Genomic DNA, 17,382 nt, shown 5'->3' on the forward strand with positions numbered 1-17,382 from the left:
GTCCGTTTCGTTGTTCAGTACCCACCCGTAGTCACGGATTCAGGATACCTCCCCCAGTGCTTCCAGCGCCTCTTGGGCCAGTTGGCCAAGGCTTACCTGGATGAGTTCCCCCTTCTGGTAGTAGGAAAAGGTGGCTGTCTCATGACAAAGCGGTTGCAGAGCATCTTTTGCCTCTGCGACACCCAAACGCCCGCAGGCAAGGGCTGCCAGTCCTCGAACCTCATCGTCTGCTGAGGCAAGGTAGGGAAGCACATCTTTTTCCGCTCCCCTTGTCAATAGAAGTTCCGGCTTACACCCCGCCAGTCGGGCCACGGCCCAGAGCAATCCACGCTGGAGCAATGGATGCTCTATATAGTTACCGTCCTGGTGCAACTCGTCACCATCCTCCCGCATGTAAGAGATGAGCATGTGCACATACTCTTCTGCCAGTGGGGTATGATTGCACATGACTTCCGCCATGGACTCGGGAGCCCCCCAGCCTATACCGCCGGATTCGTCGTTCAGGCTCCAGAGAAAGCGGCGCATCATTACCCGCGCCTCTTCCATGTCCTCGGTGGCCAAGCGTGCTATCTGGGTTCCCATGCAGGTGATGGCCCTCCAGCGCAGCTTGAGTTCATCACGGCAGATCAGGGAAAACAGGGCGTTGACCGCATCTTTGGCAGGCATACAGTCAAGTGCTGTTTGAATCTGGTCAAGGTCCTGGCCTTGAAACAGGGCCAGGACCTTTTTTTTGCTTGTGCGGCTACTCACAATATCACAATAACAAGTGGTGGTTTTTATTCAGTCGCGGCGGGCATGGTGAAAACACGTTTGCCCAACTCGGCATCCATCATAAATAACCCGGAGGGGTTGTCTTTTATCAGTTTGAGTTTCTCGACAACCTCGCCGACCGAGGCTTCTTCTTCCACCTGCTCGGAGACAAACCACTGGAGGAAGTTATTGGTGGCGTGATCTTTCTCGCTGATCGCAAGGTCAACCAGATCATTGATCAGGTTGGTTACATGTTCCTCGTGCTTTTGAATTGCCTCAAAGGCTGCCAGGGGCGAATCCCATGTGGATTCGGGCTTATCGATGGCCTCTAAGGTCACTTTACCGCCACGCTCATTGACAAAGTCGTAGAACTTCATCGCATGCATCATCTCTTCCTGAACCTGTGCCCGCATCCAGGCTGCAAAGCCGGTGAGACTGATCGATTGGAAATAGGATTCCATTGACAGGTAGAGGTAGGATGAAAACATTTCTGCATTGATCTGTTCGTTCAGGGCTTTGAGCATTTTTTTCTTCATCTTTCATGTTCTCCTTGGGGAGCAGGTCGATAAGTGGTGAATTATTCTCAATTGCAATGAAAGGATTATAAGCACAACCATGAGGAATTCTAGGGCATTCTGGAAATTTGTTGTCATTTTTAGGGAAACCTGTTTCCCTTGAGAGACGATAAGGAGTGAACTATGCAGAAAACTATTTGTATTACCGGGGCTACTTCCGGATTTGGCAAGGCCTGTGCCGAACGTTTTGCCACCGATGGCTGGCAAATGATTCTCACCGGGCGCCGAACAGACCGCTTGCAGGCTCTTTCCCAGGAGCTGGGAGCAGCGGTGCCGGTCCATATTGCTGAACTTGATGTGCGTGATTTCAAGGCGGTTGAAGCCATGGTGGCAGCCCTGCCTGAAGCGTTTAAATATATAGATGTGCTGGTTAATAATGCCGGGCTGGCCCTGGGGCTTGCCGGAGCGGACAAGACCGACATTGCCGACTGGGATACCATGATCGACACCAATGTCAAGGGGCTCTGTTACCTGACACGCTGCATCCTGCCGCATATGGTTCAGCGCAATCAGGGACACATTATTAATATGGGGTCCATTGCCGGCAACTACCCTTATCCGGGCGGCAATGTCTATGGTGCCACCAAGGCCTTTGTCAAACAGTTTTCCAGGAACCTGCTGACCGATCTGAATCACACCAAGATCCGAGTGACGAATATCGAGCCTGGATTGGCTGAGAGCGAGTTCTCCGTGGTTCGTTTTCACGGTGATCAGCAAAAAGCCGACGCGGTGTACAAGGGCACCGAGCCGCTCAGGCCGGTGGATATCGCTGAGATTGTGCATTGGGTGACCAGTGTGCCAGCGCATGTGAATATCAACACTGTAGAGGTCATGCCGGTCTGCCAGAGCTGCGGCCCCCTGGCCATTCATCGAGACGAGTAAAGGTACGAGCTGATGCGACGAGTAGTTATTACAGGTATGGGGATTGTCTCGCCGCTGGGGGATACCACGGCCGAGGTGCTGCGGTCCCTGCAGGAGTCCCGTTCCGGAGCCCGGTTTCATGAGTACTACCAGGAGATTGGTCTGCGGGCTCAGGTAGGCAGTTTTACCCGGATTGACGTGAAAGAACACCTGGAAAAGAAAAGCCTGCGTTTCATGGGCAATGCCGCCGCCTACGCCTCCATTGCTCTCTCCCAGGCGGTTGCCGATGCCGGGCTGGAGGTTGATGAGGTCTCCAACCCTCGGACCGGGTTGATTATTGGTTCCGGCGGGACCTCGGCGGAGAATGTAGTCGCCACCGCCGATGTCATGCGCAAAAAAGGACTCAAGCGACTGAGCCCCTTCATGGTGCCGCGCACCATGTCGAGCACGGTTTCCGCCTGCCTGACCAGCACCCACGGTATCAAAGGACTTTGTTATTCCATCTCTTCAGCCTGCGCCACGGGGTCCCACTGTATTGGCGCGGCCATGGAGCAGATTCAGTTGGGAAAACAGGATATTGTCTTTGCCGGTGGCTCGGACGAGGAGCATTGGACCCAGACCGCCATGTTCGATTCCATGGGAGCTTTGTCCACCAAGTATAATGAAACCCCGGAGCGGGCCTCACGTCCCTATGACCGTAACCGGGACGGCTTTGTCGTGGCCAATGGTGGCGGTATCGTGGTGCTCGAGGAGTATGAACGGGCGAAAAAACGCGGTGCCACCATCTATGGTGAGGTCGTCGGCTACGGTGCCACCGCTGATGGTGCCGAGATGGTCCAGCCCTCGGGCGAGGGAGCGGTACGCTGCATTCAGATGGCCCTTGCCACCGCAGGTGAGCAGGTCGACTACATCAACGCCCATGGCACCTCCACCCCCATCGGTGACCTGGTCGAGCTTCGCGCCATCCGCGAGGTCTTTGGCGCGGCCAACCCACCCATCAGTTCCACCAAATCTCTCTCAGGCCACAGCCTGGGAGCAGCCGGGGTGCACGAGGCCATCTATAGCCTGCTGATGCTCAACCATAGCTTCATCTCCGGAACGGCCAATATCGAGGAGATGGATCCCGAGGCCGAAGGTATGCATGTCGTCACAGAAAATCGTGATGTTTCACTCTCCACGGTGATGAGCAACAGCTATGGTTTTGGCGGAACCAATGCCTGTTTGATTTTTCGGAAGGTGGAATAGGGGGCACTGAAGCTATAGGGTGTCTTGAATAATTAGATTTTTCAATCAAGGCCAGATAAGCGCAGACTTCGAGGATTGCGCAAAATTTTACCGCAGGCATATACATGATATCGGAGTCTTCGCTTACCTCCGAGGATAAAATTTTAAGCATGACGCCGGGATTGGCAGAAAAAGCAATTATTCAAGATTCCCTACAGTGACGGGATCTTTTCCTTCTTTGTGCAAACAAAAAAGCGGCGTTCAGGCTGAAGCAACCTGAGCACCGCTTTTTTAATATCTGCAAGCCTGCCTCGGCAGAGTATCAGGCGTCCTGCTTCTGGTTTTTGGCGTTGTCGTAAAGGGCAACAAAGTTGATCGGCTCCATCAGAAACGGCATGAACCCTCCGTCAACCGCTGCCTGGCAGACGATCTGACGGGTAAAGGGGAAGAGCATCAGGGGGCAGTCCACTGCCAGTACACGTTCGTGGTGCTCTTCGGGGATGTTTTTCATCATGAACACGGCCGCGTGTTCGATTTCAGTGATGAACATCACCTGGTCCTCGTTGTTTTTATCCAGAACCTTGGCGGTGATCGCAATGGAAACTTCGCTGTGATCGTCATCGAGCTTTTGATTTTTCAGCTGAAGATTGAAGTCCACTTTGGGATTTTGGCCTTTATTGAGGAACACCTTGGGTGCATTGGGGCTCTCAAAGGAAAAATCCTTGATGTACATCTTCTGCATGCGAAAGATTGGGATATCCTGTTGCTCGGGAGTCTGGTCAGCCATGTTCTGTCCTTGTTTGTCGTAGTCAATGAAAGCTGGCATAAAGGATTGTGCCAGCGGGGTTACTTATGGGAATCTTGAATAATTGCTTTTTCTTCCAATCCCGCGGAGTCTGGCGCTTACCTCGTCACGCTTAAAATTTTATCCTCGGAGGTAAGCGAAGACTCCGATATCACATATATGCCTGCGGTAAAATTTTGCGCAATCCTCGAAGTCTGCGCTTATCTGGCCTTGATTGAAAAATCTAATTATTCAAGACACCCTTATGTATCTGAAAGGGAGGAGGCGTAGATAAACGCACACGGATTGTTACTTGTCTGGCATGGTAACTGCTTAGTCAGCCAAGGACAAGAGAAAATCGCTTGTAGGTTCTTCTTCCCCCACAGTGAAGTCAATCACTCGTTGCCGTTCAAAAACTGCTTGAGAAACATCCCCGTGTAAGATTTCGGCTCCTTGGCAATCGTTTCCGGTGTCCCTGCCGCTATTACCTGGCCACCACCACTGCCGCCCTCGGGCCCGATATCAATGACCCAGTCAGCGGTCTTGATTACATCGAGGTTATGCTCGATGACAATGACGGTGTTGCCGCTGTCCACCAGGCGGCTGAGTACACGCAACAGATGCTGAATATCTGCCGGGTGCAGGCCGGTGGTGGGTTCATCCAGAATATAAAGGGTCTTGCCGGTGGAGCGGCGGCTCAGTTCTTTGGCGAGCTTCACCCGCTGCGCCTCACCGCCAGAGAGGGTGACCGAACTCTGCCCCAGGCTGAGATAGCCCAGTCCCACATCCACAATTGTCTGTAGACGGCCTGCAATGGGGGGCACGTTCTGGAAAAACTCTAAAGCCTCTTCCACGGTCATCCGAAGAATGTCGGCGATGTTTTTACCCTTGTACTGGATTTCCAGGGTTTCCTCGTTGTAGCGTTTTCCCTGACAGCGTTCGCAGGTGACATAGATATCCGGCAGGAAGTGCATGGCGATACGGAGTACACCATCGCCTTCGCAGGTTTCGCAACGTCCCCCCTTGAGGTTGAAGCTGAAGCGGCCGGGCTGGTACCCACGGGCCCGCGACTCGGGCAGGCGGGCCAGTAACTCGCGAATCGGTGTCATCACCCCGGTGTAGGTGGCCGGATTGGAGCGAGGGGTTCGGCCAATGGGGCTCTGGTCGATATCGATCACCTTGTCGAGCAGGTCCAATCCTTTAAGCAATTGCGGCCCACGCTGATAGCCCTTGCGATCGGTGAAAAAGCGTTGTGCTTCGTTAAATAAGGTCTCAATCACCAGAGAACTCTTGCCGGAGCCAGAGACCCCTGTAACGCAGGTCATCACGCCTAAGGGGAATTGGACTGTAAGGTTCTGGAGATTATTGATGGTGGCCCCGACCACCTCTATACAGCGCCCTTTTTTGATCTGCTGGGAACGACGTTTTTGGGGGACTTCAATTCTGAGGCGTCCGGAAAGATATCCACCCGTCTGCGAGTTCTCGCAGTCTAACAACCCAGGTACTGGTCCGGAATACAAAATTTCCCCACCGTGCACCCCCGCACCAGGACCGATATCAAGCACATGGTCGGCGCTGGCGATGGTGTCCGAGTCGTGTTCAACCACGATGACGGTGTTGCCCAGGTCGCGCAGGTTGATCAGGGTTTTGATCAGCTTGTTGTTGTCCCGTTGATGGAGCCCGATGGAAGGCTCATCGAGGATATAGAGAACGCCGGCCAACCCGGAGCCGATCTGCGAGGCCAGGCGGATACGCTGGGCCTCGCCGCCGGATAAGGTTCCGGCACGGCGGTCCAGCGAAAGGTAGCCCAACCCCACACCGTGGAGGAAAAAGAGGCGTTCGCGAATCTCTTTGAGGATGGGGGCCGCGATTATGGACTGGCGTTCTTCAAAGTCAATGGTCTTCATCTCATTGATCAACTGTTCAATGGCCATGCGGCAGAGATCGATGATCGACCAGTTGCCAACAAGCACGGCCAGGGCCTCAGGCTTGAGCCTGGCGCCATGGCAGGCTGGGCACCCCTGCTCGGTCATGAACCCTTCAATCTCCTCACGCATACGCGCAGAGCTGGTCTCGCGGAAGAGGCGGTTGAGTCGTGGGACCACGCCCTCAAAGGCCAGATTGGAAACCAGGCTGCGTTTACCCCGTGTATGTATAAATTCCAGCTTTGTCTTGCCCGTTCCATGGAGGAGCCCTTTCTTGACCTTGGCTGGTAAGTCCGCAAAGGGAGTGGCCGGGTCAAAACGATAGTGGCGGGCAAAGGCTGCGATCCAGTTATCTGCCTGTGTGGAAAGGCGGCGTTTGGTCCAGGGGACAATGGCACCTTCTAAAAGAGAAAGCGAATCGTCGGGGACGATCAGTTCTTCATCAATAAACTGGTTGATGCCCAGGCCGCTGCAGACCGGGCAGGCCCCCTGGGGATTGTTAAAGGAAAATAACTGGGTCGAGAGCTCGGGCAGGGAGATGCCGCACTGGTGGCAGGCTGCGGATTCGCTGAAGAGCACCTCTTCGCCACTATCGGGAAAGTGGGCCAGCATGGTGCCGCCACCCAGTGCCACCGCGGTCGAGACCGATTCATCGAGTCGTCTGCGGATGGATGGCTTGATCACAAGCCGGTCGACCACGGCCTCGATGAAATGGTGCTTGTTCTTTTCAAGGCTGATTTCCTCGCTGAGCTGGCGAATCTCGCCGTCCACACGCACACGCACAAACCCCTCTTTGCGCAACCGTTGAAAAACCTGCTCATGCAGCCCCTTTTTCTGGGTAACCAGTGGCGCCAGCAGAATCATTTTTTCCCCTTCGGGGCGGGCCAGAATGGATTCGATCATATCGTGGATGGATTGCGAACGAATGGGCTGGCCACATTCGGGGCAGTGGGGCTGCCCGGCTCGGGCAAAAAGCAGGCGCAAATGATCGTAGATCTCGGTAACCGTGCCCACGGTGGAGCGGGGATTGCGGCTGGTGGTTTTTTGTTCGATGGAGACCGCTGGAGAGAGACCTTCGAGAAGATCGACATCCGGCTTGTTCATCTGGCCCAAAAACTGACGGGCATAGGTGGAGAGCGACTCCACATAGCGGCGTTGCCCCTCGGCATAGAGGGTGTCAAAGGCCAGGGTTGATTTGCCGGAGCCGGAGAGACCGGTGAAGACGATCAGCTTGTTGCGCGGCAGGTCCACTGAAATATTTTTCAGGTTGTGCATGCGTGCGCCGCGAATGCGAAGGTGTTGCGGTTCCATGAGGAGTCTTTTGGCTTATGCGCAGGTCTGTTGCAGAAAACAAAAACCTGGTTCATGTATTTTCGGCGCCAATGGCTGGCAAAAAGTGGCCGGGCTGACCTGAAGCACCAACATCTACGCCCTTGTGGACAATTTCGTTTACCATGGCTTGCGCCTATGGTAGATTGCCGCATACTTGTAGCCACTATCTGTTAACAATCAAGGGAGCCTTGAATAATTGCTTTATTCGCAGGGCGTGCACAGCTGCGGCTGCGCTGCTTGCGCCTGCGGTACATGTAGTTTCAAGCCACTCTCAATACCACGAAGATTTCGCCATGTATTTTCAGGACATCATTGCCACTTTGAACAGCTATTGGGCATCCGCAGGTTGTGTTGTCATGCAACCCTATGATATGGAAGTCGGTGCCGGCACCTTTCATCCCGCGACCCTGCTGCGTGCACTGGGCCCTGAACCCTGGAAGGCGGCTTATGTTCAGCCTTCACGCCGTCCTACTGATGGTCGCTACGGTGAAAATCCCAACCGGCTGCAGCATTATTACCAGTATCAGGTGGTGATCAAACCCTCACCCAAGGATGTGCAGGCGATGTATCTGGAGAGCCTGGAGCGATTTGGCCTCAACCTGCTGGAGCACGATATCCGCTTTGTTGAGGACGACTGGGAGTCTCCCACCCTGGGAGCTTGGGGGCTGGGCTGGGAGGTCTGGCTCGATGGCATGGAGATTACCCAGTTTACCTACTTTCAGCAGGCGGGTTCTGTTGATCTCAAGCCGATTACGGTCGAGATCACCTATGGGCTTGAGCGTATAGCCATGTACCTGCAAAAAGTTGACTCCGTCTATGATATTGCCTGGAACGAGCACGTCACCTACGGCGAGATTTTTCATCAGGCGGAAAAAGAGTTCTCGGCCTTTAACTTTGAAGAGGCCAATGTTGGCGATCTGACCGTGACCTTTGATAACTACGAGCGTGAAGCGTTGAAGCTCGTGGAGAAGGGGCTGATTCTTCCAGGCTACGATTACTGCCTGAAGTGCTCGCATACCTTTAATCTGCTGGATGCGCGGAAGGCTATTTCGGTTGCCGAGAGGACCCGCTATATTGGGAGAATTCGTCAAATTGCCCGGCAGGTGGCCCATCGATACGTGGAGCAGCGTGCTGAGATGGGGCATCCTCTGCTCAAAGGCACCAAATGAGGGCAGCGAGTACAAATCTCTTGGCGGAATTGCCTGAAAAATTAAAGAAAAATTTAAAAATTTTCTAGCGTTTCGATAATATTTGCAGTAAAAAAAGGGTGTTCGCATGAAGGCGACACCCTTTTTTTGTTCCCTGAAATCGGTAATACAGTTCGAGTCTCTGTGGTCTACCTGTACAACAGCTCCTTTCCGCGCTCAAACCTGTTCCAACGTCCATATTGCGCCTGCCGTTTTCATTCCTTGCGTCGCTCCTTTGCCCTATGAAAGGACGCAACGGTTCCATATCTCTGTATGCCCACGTTCTTCGTGGCGGGAACCGGTTGCTCTTCGTCCTGCGCTCCCAAGTTTTCACACACTCTGTTGGGTTCTTCTCACATGTTCAAGCCGCATCGTTGCTTCGTTTTTCTTCTGCAGCCCGGTGTTTGGCACCCGGCGGAGGGTGGTTGCCCCCGTTCTGTTCTTCTTTGCCACTATTATGGGCTTTTAGCCTGTCTCGCGTCTGCCCGCCCTTTTTATCTGGAGCAAATCCACTCTCAGCTTGCCTGTCTGGGACTCGTTGTGGATCGGGTCGGTAAAGCGCGCTTGGAGTTCTCAAGTGGGGGAGAAGAATGGTGACTATCATGTGTTGCAGTCAAGCCCCTGGGGATGCTTTTGTTCCTGAGGAGCGCCTCGTGCGTTGAGGCATTGTCCGCGCATGTGTTGATGTTGGTTTTTCCTGAAAGCGGGAAAGGGCGGCAGGGATATCGCCCTTATGATTCTGCAAATTCAGGCAACTAATAGGCCGACAGAATTGGCCACATTTCACAAGGAGGAATGGTAATGGCAGAGGGAACCGTAAAATGGTTTAATGATTCCAAGGGGTTCGGTTTTATTCAGCAGGATGGCGGTAACGATGTATTTGTTCATTACTCCGCAATTCAGGGGCAGGGGTTCAAGTCGCTGAAAGAAGGTGAGCGGGTTTCGTTTGAAGTCGTCAGCGGGGCCAAAGGGCCTGCGGCGGAGAAGGTCACCAAACTTTGATTTTCGTTGCCTTGAGCCTGAATCCGTGAGCGTTCTTGGTACGTCAGCTTTGCTGTTTGGAGTAACCGGTTAAAGCGCTCTTTATCGGATTGTGACGAGCAGTGAAGATAACGTGCAGCGCCCCAAAGGGCAGCGGGAGAAACTGGACACAATAAAATTTTCTAAAAAATCTTCAACGATTCGAGAGAATACGCTGTTCAGTGACCACTTGCTGTCACGGATTCAGGTTGAAATGAAAACGCCCGTTTCCTCCATCTGGAAGAAACGGGCGTTTTTTATTGGGGGGAGGTTGGGCCGTTCAGGCCAAATTCGGCTCAGTCGATGATACGCACCGCCCCCTGATCTGCAGAGGCGGCAAAGCGGGCATACATGCGAAGTGCTTTTGAAACCCGGCGATCACGGTCGGGGGTAAAGGCACCGTTGTCACGGCTGGCCTCGGTCACCCTGCGAGCGGCTATCTCTTCGTCGCTGATGAGTAGAGAGATGGTCCGTTTGGGAATATTGATATCAACCTTGTCCCCCTCGCGAACCAGGGCAATGGCACCCCCAGAGGCTGCCTCTGGAGAAACATGGCCGATAGAGAGACCTGAGGTGCCGCCGGAGAAGCGACCATCGGTCACCAGGGCGCATTCGGCTCCAAGGTGACGTGATTTGAGGTAGGAGGTGGGGTAGAGCATCTCCTGCATCCCGGGCCCGCCCTTGGGGCCTTCGTAGAGAATAAAAACGACGTCACCGGCTTCGATCGATCCATCGAGTATGGCATCGCAGGCTTCCTCTTGGGAGTGATAGACCTTGGCAGTACCGATGAAGTGGAGAATGGACTCGTCCACACCGGCTGTTTTGACGATGCACCCTTTTTCCGCAATGTTACCGTACAAAACGGCCAGGCCACCATCTTTGGAGTAGGCGTGCTCGAAATCGCGGATACAGCCCCCCTGGCGATCTGTGTCCAGCTCGGAATAGAGCGTGGACTGTGATCCCATTTTCAGGTTACGGATACCGGCGGGTGCACTTTTGTAGAGTGTTCTCGCTTTTTCACTGGCCCCTGGCTCCATGATGTCATACTGGGCAAGTGCCTCTGCCAGACTTAAGCCATCCGCTCGGGAAACAGAGGTGTCGACCAGGCCCGCGCGGGCCAGTTCGCCAAGGATGCCAAGAATACCACCGGCCCGATTCACATCCTCGACATGGTAGGAGGAGCTGGGGGCAACCTTGCACAGGTTGGGAACGCGGCGGGAGAGTGCATCGATATCCTGCATGGTGAAGTCGACTTCTGCCTCATGGGCCACGGCCAGAATATGAAGTACGGTATTGGTGGAGCCTCCCATGGCTATGTCCAGGGCCATGGCATTGGTAAAGGCGGCCTTGCTGGCTATGGATCGGGGCAGAACGCTGGCATCCCCCTGGCCATACCAGGCCTCGCACATGGCGACAATCCGCTGGGCAGCCTGGGCAAAGAGTTCCAGGCGGGCGGCATGGGTGGCAACCACGGTGCCGTTGCCGGGCAGAGCCAGGCCAATGGCCTCGTTAAGGCAGTTCATCGAGTTTGCAGTAAACATGCCGGAGCAGGAACCGCAGGTGGGACAGGCCGAGCGCTCGACCTCGGCTACCTCGTTGTCGCTGACGCTCTCATCGCCGGCCATGATCATGGCATCGATCAGATCAAGCGCCTTGTCACCGACACGGCCAGCTTCCATGGGGCCGCCGGAGACAAAGATCGCCGGAATGTTGAGCCGCATGGCAGCCATGAGCATGCCGGGGGTGATCTTGTCGCAGTTTGAGATGCAGACCATGGCATCGGCCTTGTGGGCGTTGCACATGTACTCCACCGAGTCGGCGATCAGATCGCGCGAGGGCAGGGAGTAGAGCATGCCGTCATGGCCCATGGCAATACCGTCGTCAATGGCAATGGTGTTGAACTCCGCAGCAAAACAGCCCAACTCCTCGATCTTGGCTTTCACCTGCTGGCCAATCTCGTGCAGATGAACATGACCGGGCACAAATTGGGTGAAAGAGTTGACCACGGCGATCACCGGTTTACCGATTTGTTCCTCCCGCATACCGTTGGCGCGCCAGAGGGCACGAGCCCCCGCCATTCTTCTCCCTTCTGTTGTCGCCGAACTCCGCAGTGGATTCGCCATCTCCTCACCTCTATGAATGTATGTAATTTTTTTCTTTTTCTTTTACCGCCGAAGCGATAGAACCTATAATATCGAACTCGTCAATACTATACTGGTAAACGCCATGAAACAACAGGAGATTAACTATTGGATCACGGCCATGCTCAACAAGCATAGTCGTGTCTCAGATCTTAATATAACCGTGGGGAAGACCCTGCAGGTAGAGAGCGATGGCGCCCTTGTTCCGGTGGATGTGGAACCGCCGGTGACAGAGTTGACGCCCTTTCAGACAGAGGTTTTCGCCCTCAATCTGATTGGTGGTAATCGCCGCTTGCTCCGCGACCTTGTGACCAAGGGGAGTTGTGATCTCTCCTACTCGCTGGATGACAAGGTCCGCTTCAGGGTCAATATTTTTTCGCAGAAGGGGCACTATTCCACTGTCCTGCGAAAGCTGGAAACGAAGATCCCCTCGATCAAAAATTTTAACTTTCCAGATGCCTTTACCAAAATGGCGCAGGAAGTCAATGGTCTGATTTTATTCACCGGTGCCACCGGTACGGGTAAAACCACCTCAATGGCCGCTATCCTCAACCGAATCAACGAGGAACGGGCCGTTCATATCGTCACTCTGGAAGATCCCATCGAGTATGTGCATCCGCACAAACAAGCGACCTTTAATCAGCGGGAAATGGGGGATGACTTCGATACCTTTGCCAACGGCCTACGCGCCGCCCTGCGTCAGGCGCCCAAGGTGGTGTTGGTTGGTGAGATCCGTGACCGGGAAACCCTGGAGATCGCTCTGACTGCCGCGGAAACGGGCCACGTGGTCTTTTCCACCCTGCATACCATTGATACCGGACAGACCATCAACCGTATCCTGGGTATGTTCGAGCAGGACGAACAACCCCAGGTGCGTAATCGCCTGGCCGATACCATTCGCTGGGTGGTGAGTCAACGACTGCTGCCCCGAATTGGCGGAGGCCGCGTTGCCGCACTGGAAATTCTCTGTACCAGTCTGCGGGTGCGTGATCTGATTATTAACGGAGAGACCGAAGAGAAGACGTTTTATAACGTGGTGAAAGAGGGCTCGACCAGGGATATGCGAACCTTTGACCAGCATTTGCTCGAGTTGTTTGAAACCGGGCTGATCACGGAAAAATCTGCCATGCTCTTTTCTTCGCATCGAAGTGAGATCAAGCGGGGGATGGATACCGTGAAGGCTGCCCGTGGCGAGCGAACCTCAAACATTGATAATCTCTCAATGGAAGAAGAGGAAGAGGATCCATATAATCGCTGGTAAAAACGACCTTTATCCGGTCCCGAAGCATTTGTGCACGATGCACGGTTACATTTTTTGATGGAGTTGCCATGCTGGATCAATGTCCCCAATGTCGAAAAACCCTGCGTTTAAGTGATGAGCAGAGCGCGCGCCTAAAAAAGGCGCTGTCGCAGTTGGCTCCTGGAAAGCAGTTGACTATTAAATGTCCGCATTGTCGCGAGCCCATTGGGCTCGATTCATCCGGGCAACCGCCGCAGCCTCCCCTCTGCCATGTCACTCCTCCTCCACCACCCAGCCTTGACTGGCTGCAATCCGGCCTCTATCAGGGGGAAGAAAAGGTCGAGGATGTGCCCATGGCCCTGGTGCTGCACCAGGATGATGAGCAGCGTAAACAGGTCGTCGAAGCGCTGGAGTCGGTCGGTTACCAGGTTTTTGTCAGTGAAACCGCCGCCGACGCCATTGAACGAATGCGTTTTGTGAATTTCTCTTGCATTGCTTTTTACCTGGATATGGAGGGAGGGGCGGAAAAATCATCTTTTCACGCCCATATGTGCCGGCTACCCATGGATCGCAGGCGTTTCATGTTTTATATTCTGCTCGGAAGCTCGCTGCACACCCTGTATGATTTGGAGGCCCTGGCTTGTAGCGCCAACCTGACCGTCAATACTTCTGATATAAAGCATCTCGATGTGATTCTGCGAAAAGCGATTCCTGCCTATGAAGAGCTTTTTGGCACCTTTCTCGAGGAGTTGGAAGCCTATGGCAGGGGGTGATGTCACAGGGCAAGCCGATCCATGAGTGTGGGCAAGATTTCACCCCCTGTTCCCTTGTTCGGTTGGGAGGCGAAGAAATACCTTTTTTCAAGAGGAAACAGTTGTTTTTCAGAAAAAACTTTGTTAAATAAACTTCTCTTACTCCATTGAGCAAGGAAGTTTCCCCTTGTTCGCCGTATCAACCACTTATCAAAGACCGTCCGCGGTCACCACAGGAACATTCCATGACGAAAAACGAAACTCAACCCGCTTTTGCGGCAGATGACACCAGCTTTGATGATCTGAGCTTTGCTGAACTGTTTGAACAGGAGGACAATAACACCGTTATCAATGTCGGTGAAGTTGCCATCGGAACAGTTGTTGGGCTGAGCAACGATGCTGTACTGATCGACGTTGGCGACAAGGCAGAAAGCTATATCGCGCTATCTGAATTCCGCCACGAAGATCCTGAACGGGAAATTGCACTCGGCGACGAATTTGAAGTCTTCATTGAAAAACGTAAAGATGAAGGCGGACTGCTGCTTTCCCGTGAAAAAGCCATTGCGATCAAAGTTTGGGAGCAGATTGCCAAGATTCAGGAAGAAGACGGGACCATTGAGGGACGTATCGAAAATCGTGTCAAGGGCGGTATGTCCGTTGATATCGGTGTTCCTGCATTTCTGCCGTATTCGCAGATTGATCTGCGTCCGGTGAAAGACCTGGATGGCCTGATCGGTGAGACCTTTGAGTTTAAAATTCTCAAGTTCAACCGTAAACGCAATAACGTTGTTATTTCCCGTCGCGCCATCCTCGAGTCCGAGCGGAGCGCCCTGCGCGAGCAGATGCGCAACACTCTCTCCGAGGGCCAGATCATTCGTGGTGCCATCACCAATATCACCGATTACGGTCTATTCATCGACCTCGGTGGCATGGACGGTCTCTGTCATATCACCGACCTCTCCTGGGGCCGCGTTTCCCATCCGTCCAAACTCTACAGTGTGGGCGAGGAAATTGAGGTCAAGATCCTCAAATACGACAAGGATTCCGACCGCGTATCCCTGGGTGTGAAACAGCTCAAATCCGATCCTTGGGAGCGTGTACCTGAGCAGTACGCACCGGGCTCACGCGTTACCGGCAAGGTCGTTTCCATCACCGATTACGGTGTGTTCGTTGAGTTGGAAGAGGGCGTTGAAGGTCTGGTACACATCTCCGAGATGAGCTGGTCCAAGAAACCGCGTCACCCATCCAAGATTGTGGGCGTGGGCGAAGAGATCGAGGTTCAGGTACTCAAAGTCGAGGCCGAGACCAAACGTATTTCTCTGGGTATGAAACAGCTGCAGCCCAATCCCTGGGATGTTGTTGAAGAGAGCTACCCTGTTGGCTCCGTTATCGAAGGCAAGATCAAGAACATCACCGACTTTGGTATCTTCATTGGTATCGAAGAGGGCATCGATGGTCTTATCCATGTTTCCGATCTCTCCTGGACCGAGCGTATCAAGCATCCGTCCGAGAAATACGCAAAAGGCGAGACCATCCAGGCTGTTGTACTCAAGATCGACAAAGAGAACGAGCGCTTCTCCCTGGGTGTGAAACAGCTCGAGCCGGATCCGTGGCAGGCTGCTGCCTCCAATTATCCGATTGGTTCCTCTGTTGAGGGAACTATCACCAACGTGACCGATTTTGGTGTCTTCGTTCAGCTGGAAGAAGGTATTGAAGGTCTGGTTCACGTTTCCGAGATCTCCCGTGACAAGGTGAAAACCCCGGTTGGCATGTTCAATGTGAACGACACCCTGAAAGCCACGGTGATCAACGTCTCCGCAGACGATCGCAAAATTGGATTGTCTGTCAAAGCTCTGCAGGAGAAGGACGACAATAACGGTGCCCTGCCTGAAGAGTACCTCCAGAATACTCAGAGCGAAGGACCTTCCACCATTGGTGATCTGTTGAAGGCTGCCGCTGGTGAGGATCTGAATAACAAGTAAGTAAAGTTTCGCCCTTATTGAAACGCAACGGGTGTTTCATCGACCAGGTACAACCTGTGTTGGTGAAGCGCCCTTTCTATTGTCCGTGAGCGGTGCCGATACCCGTCTGCCGTTGCGGTTGTTAAAGAGGAAAGGTAGTCATGCTTAAGCGTGAATTGGTCAATCAAGTATCAGAACAGCTTGGTGACTATTACAAGCAAGATATTGCACAAGCTGTTGAAATCATTCTTGAAGAGATATCGCAGGCACTTGCTGAAGAGAGAAGGGTGGAAATCCGAGGGTTCGGAAGTTTTTCCGTGCGTACACGTAAACCGCGTACGACCAAAAATCCTAAAACCGGTAAAATGATGAACATTCCGGCCCGCAAAACCCTGCATTTCACCATGAGCAAATCATTAAAAGAAGTGCTGATAGAAGAAGCAGAGTAATCGCGTTTCTTCCACAGGCTCCAAGACCGGCCCCTCTCTGGGGGGTCGGTCTTTTTTTATTGAACCTGAATTCGTGACAATGGCTGAAGCCACCCGCTATCACGGATTCAGAAGTAAAGCAGGGCACCGTGAGGTGCCTTTGCTTGCTGATGTGTCAAGTAAAGGGTGTCAGGTCTCCTTTACCTTGACGAAGAATCTCAGGCTGATCGTCGAGCAATGAGATGACTGACGAGGGCTCAGGAATGATTTCGCCGCTGTCTATTATGAGGTCGAGCTGCTTACCAAAAAGCAGGTCCACATCATCGGCTGTGCGAACCGGCATGTCGTCGTCATCACTTGGCTGGGCACTCGTGTTCAGGAGCGGATTGCCGAGTTCTTCCAAAATGCTCAGGCAAACACGGTGGCTGGGCACACGTATCCCAACCGTCTTTTGTTTGGTGAGCATAATTTTGGGTACCAGCTTCGTACCTGAAAGAACGAAGGTGTAGGGGCCAGGCAGATTTTTGCGCATCATACGATAGGCAGTGTTGCCAACGTGACCGTATTGACTGATGTTGGTCAGGGAGTCGCACACGAAACTAAACGGTTTATCTTTGGGGCGCTGCTTCATCTGGTAGATTCGTTTGATCGCCTTTTGATTAAATATATCACAGCCGATACCGTACATGGTGTCGGTGGGGTAACAGATCACGCCGCCGCGGCGGAGGACATCTACAGCCTGTTGAATGAGGCGCGCCTGTGGGTTGTCTGGGTTAATAGAGATAATTTTTGCCATGGGTTGATTCTCAATGGATGGTCATTTGTTGAGGCGGTATGCCCTGTGCCCAGGTGCTTGCTGTTGCAGGTGGGCAACCCCGCTACTTAAGCAGGATATCACTGGATTGGCTACCGGTTTTTTCTCATTACAGAGAAAAAGCGGCCCACTCCTACTGTCTCTTGATTGAGCAATAATGAATGAATTTTTATTCTCTCTTGCCCCTCGAGAGTCTTTTTTTATGGCATGTATTTATTTTTAGGTGGCAACGTGATAGAGAATAACTATTCTTCTGTTTCAAACTCTGACCTATGACCTGATAATAGAATACGTTGTTCAGTGACCACCCGCCGTCACGGATTCAGGTATACGTTCTCTTTCGTGAGATACCGGGTCCTTGCCTGGCTCGTTTTCCATCATCTCGGTC

The 17,382-nt window shown here is 53.2% G+C and carries 14 protein-coding genes; 8 read left to right on the forward strand and 6 right to left on the reverse strand.

Going from position 1 to position 17,382, the window contains the following annotated elements; genetic code table 11:
- Positions 1-39 precede the first annotated feature (39 nt).
- Positions 40-750, reverse strand: a complete 711-nt coding sequence (locus JWJ90_RS13750; protein ID WP_205227808.1) for a DVU0298 family protein — start codon at positions 748-750, stop codon at positions 40-42.
- A gap of 26 nt (positions 751-776) precedes the next feature.
- Positions 777-1,286 carry a ferritin gene (locus JWJ90_RS13755; protein WP_205227809.1) on the reverse strand — a complete coding sequence of 170 codons (510 nt, stop codon included), beginning with the start codon at positions 1,284-1,286 and terminating at the stop codon, positions 777-779.
- Positions 1,287-1,448: 162 nt separating this feature from the next.
- Here JWJ90_RS13755 and JWJ90_RS13760 point away from each other — a divergent pair, with 162 nt between their 5' ends.
- Both JWJ90_RS13760 and fabB read left to right on the forward strand, forming a co-directional pair.
- Positions 1,449-2,207, forward strand: coding sequence for an SDR family oxidoreductase (locus JWJ90_RS13760; RefSeq protein WP_205227810.1), 759 nt, complete (start codon positions 1,449-1,451; stop codon positions 2,205-2,207).
- A 12-nt stretch (positions 2,208-2,219) separates the two neighbouring features.
- The gene (gene fabB / locus JWJ90_RS13765; protein WP_205227811.1) at positions 2,220-3,431 is read left to right on the forward strand and encodes a beta-ketoacyl-ACP synthase I; all 1,212 of its coding nucleotides are present in this window, start codon (positions 2,220-2,222) and stop codon (positions 3,429-3,431) included.
- 301 nt (positions 3,432-3,732) lie between these two features.
- On the opposite strand, the gene secB is transcribed toward fabB, so the two are convergent.
- Together secB and uvrA are read right to left on the reverse strand one after the other, a co-directional pair.
- Complete coding sequence (gene secB, locus JWJ90_RS13770) at positions 3,733-4,197, reverse strand: protein-export chaperone SecB (RefSeq protein ID WP_205227812.1); 465 nt, start codon at positions 4,195-4,197, stop codon at positions 3,733-3,735.
- A gap of 392 nt (positions 4,198-4,589) precedes the next feature.
- On the reverse strand, positions 4,590-7,430 hold the full coding sequence (gene uvrA / locus JWJ90_RS13775) for an excinuclease ABC subunit UvrA (protein ID WP_205227813.1): 2,841 nt from the start codon (positions 7,428-7,430) through the stop codon (positions 4,590-4,592).
- A gap of 314 nt (positions 7,431-7,744) precedes the next feature.
- Between uvrA and glyQ the strand changes: the two genes are divergently transcribed.
- The gene (gene glyQ / locus JWJ90_RS13780; RefSeq protein ID WP_205227814.1) at positions 7,745-8,620 is read left to right on the forward strand and encodes a glycine--tRNA ligase subunit alpha; all 876 of its coding nucleotides are present in this window, start codon (positions 7,745-7,747) and stop codon (positions 8,618-8,620) included.
- An 819-nt stretch (positions 8,621-9,439) separates the two neighbouring features.
- A complete protein-coding gene (locus JWJ90_RS13785) occupies positions 9,440-9,640 on the forward strand; it encodes a cold-shock protein (RefSeq protein ID WP_205227815.1) in 201 nt (66 codons plus the stop codon).
- Between the two features lie 314 nt (positions 9,641-9,954).
- Here the strand turns inward: JWJ90_RS13785 and ilvD are convergent, their stop codons facing one another.
- Positions 9,955-11,781 carry a dihydroxy-acid dehydratase gene (ilvD, locus tag JWJ90_RS13790; protein WP_205227816.1) on the reverse strand — a complete coding sequence of 609 codons (1,827 nt, stop codon included), beginning with the start codon at positions 11,779-11,781 and terminating at the stop codon, positions 9,955-9,957.
- Between the two features lie 103 nt (positions 11,782-11,884).
- On the opposite strand from ilvD, the gene JWJ90_RS13795 reads away from it, so the two are divergent.
- From JWJ90_RS13795 to JWJ90_RS13810, 4 genes are all read left to right on the forward strand, one after another.
- Positions 11,885-13,060, forward strand: a complete 1,176-nt coding sequence (locus JWJ90_RS13795; RefSeq protein ID WP_205227817.1) for a type IV pilus twitching motility protein PilT — start codon at positions 11,885-11,887, stop codon at positions 13,058-13,060.
- Positions 13,061-13,128: 68 nt separating this feature from the next.
- The gene (locus tag JWJ90_RS13800; RefSeq protein WP_205227818.1) at positions 13,129-13,812 is read left to right on the forward strand and encodes a hypothetical protein; all 684 of its coding nucleotides are present in this window, start codon (positions 13,129-13,131) and stop codon (positions 13,810-13,812) included.
- A gap of 224 nt (positions 13,813-14,036) precedes the next feature.
- Positions 14,037-15,773 carry a 30S ribosomal protein S1 gene (locus JWJ90_RS13805; RefSeq protein ID WP_205227819.1) on the forward strand — a complete coding sequence of 579 codons (1,737 nt, stop codon included), beginning with the start codon at positions 14,037-14,039 and terminating at the stop codon, positions 15,771-15,773.
- 140 nt (positions 15,774-15,913) lie between these two features.
- Positions 15,914-16,201 carry an HU family DNA-binding protein gene (locus JWJ90_RS13810; protein ID WP_205227820.1) on the forward strand — a complete coding sequence of 96 codons (288 nt, stop codon included), beginning with the start codon at positions 15,914-15,916 and terminating at the stop codon, positions 16,199-16,201.
- 154 nt (positions 16,202-16,355) lie between these two features.
- Here the strand turns inward: JWJ90_RS13810 and JWJ90_RS13815 are convergent, their stop codons facing one another.
- Positions 16,356-16,976, reverse strand: coding sequence for an L-threonylcarbamoyladenylate synthase (locus JWJ90_RS13815; RefSeq protein ID WP_205227821.1), 621 nt, complete (start codon positions 16,974-16,976; stop codon positions 16,356-16,358).
- Positions 16,977-17,382 lie beyond the last annotated feature (406 nt).

Origin of the sequence: Desulfobulbus rhabdoformis, from assembly GCF_016919065.1 — a bacterium.
GTDB lineage: Bacteria > Desulfobacterota > Desulfobulbia > Desulfobulbales > Desulfobulbaceae > Desulfobulbus > Desulfobulbus rhabdoformis.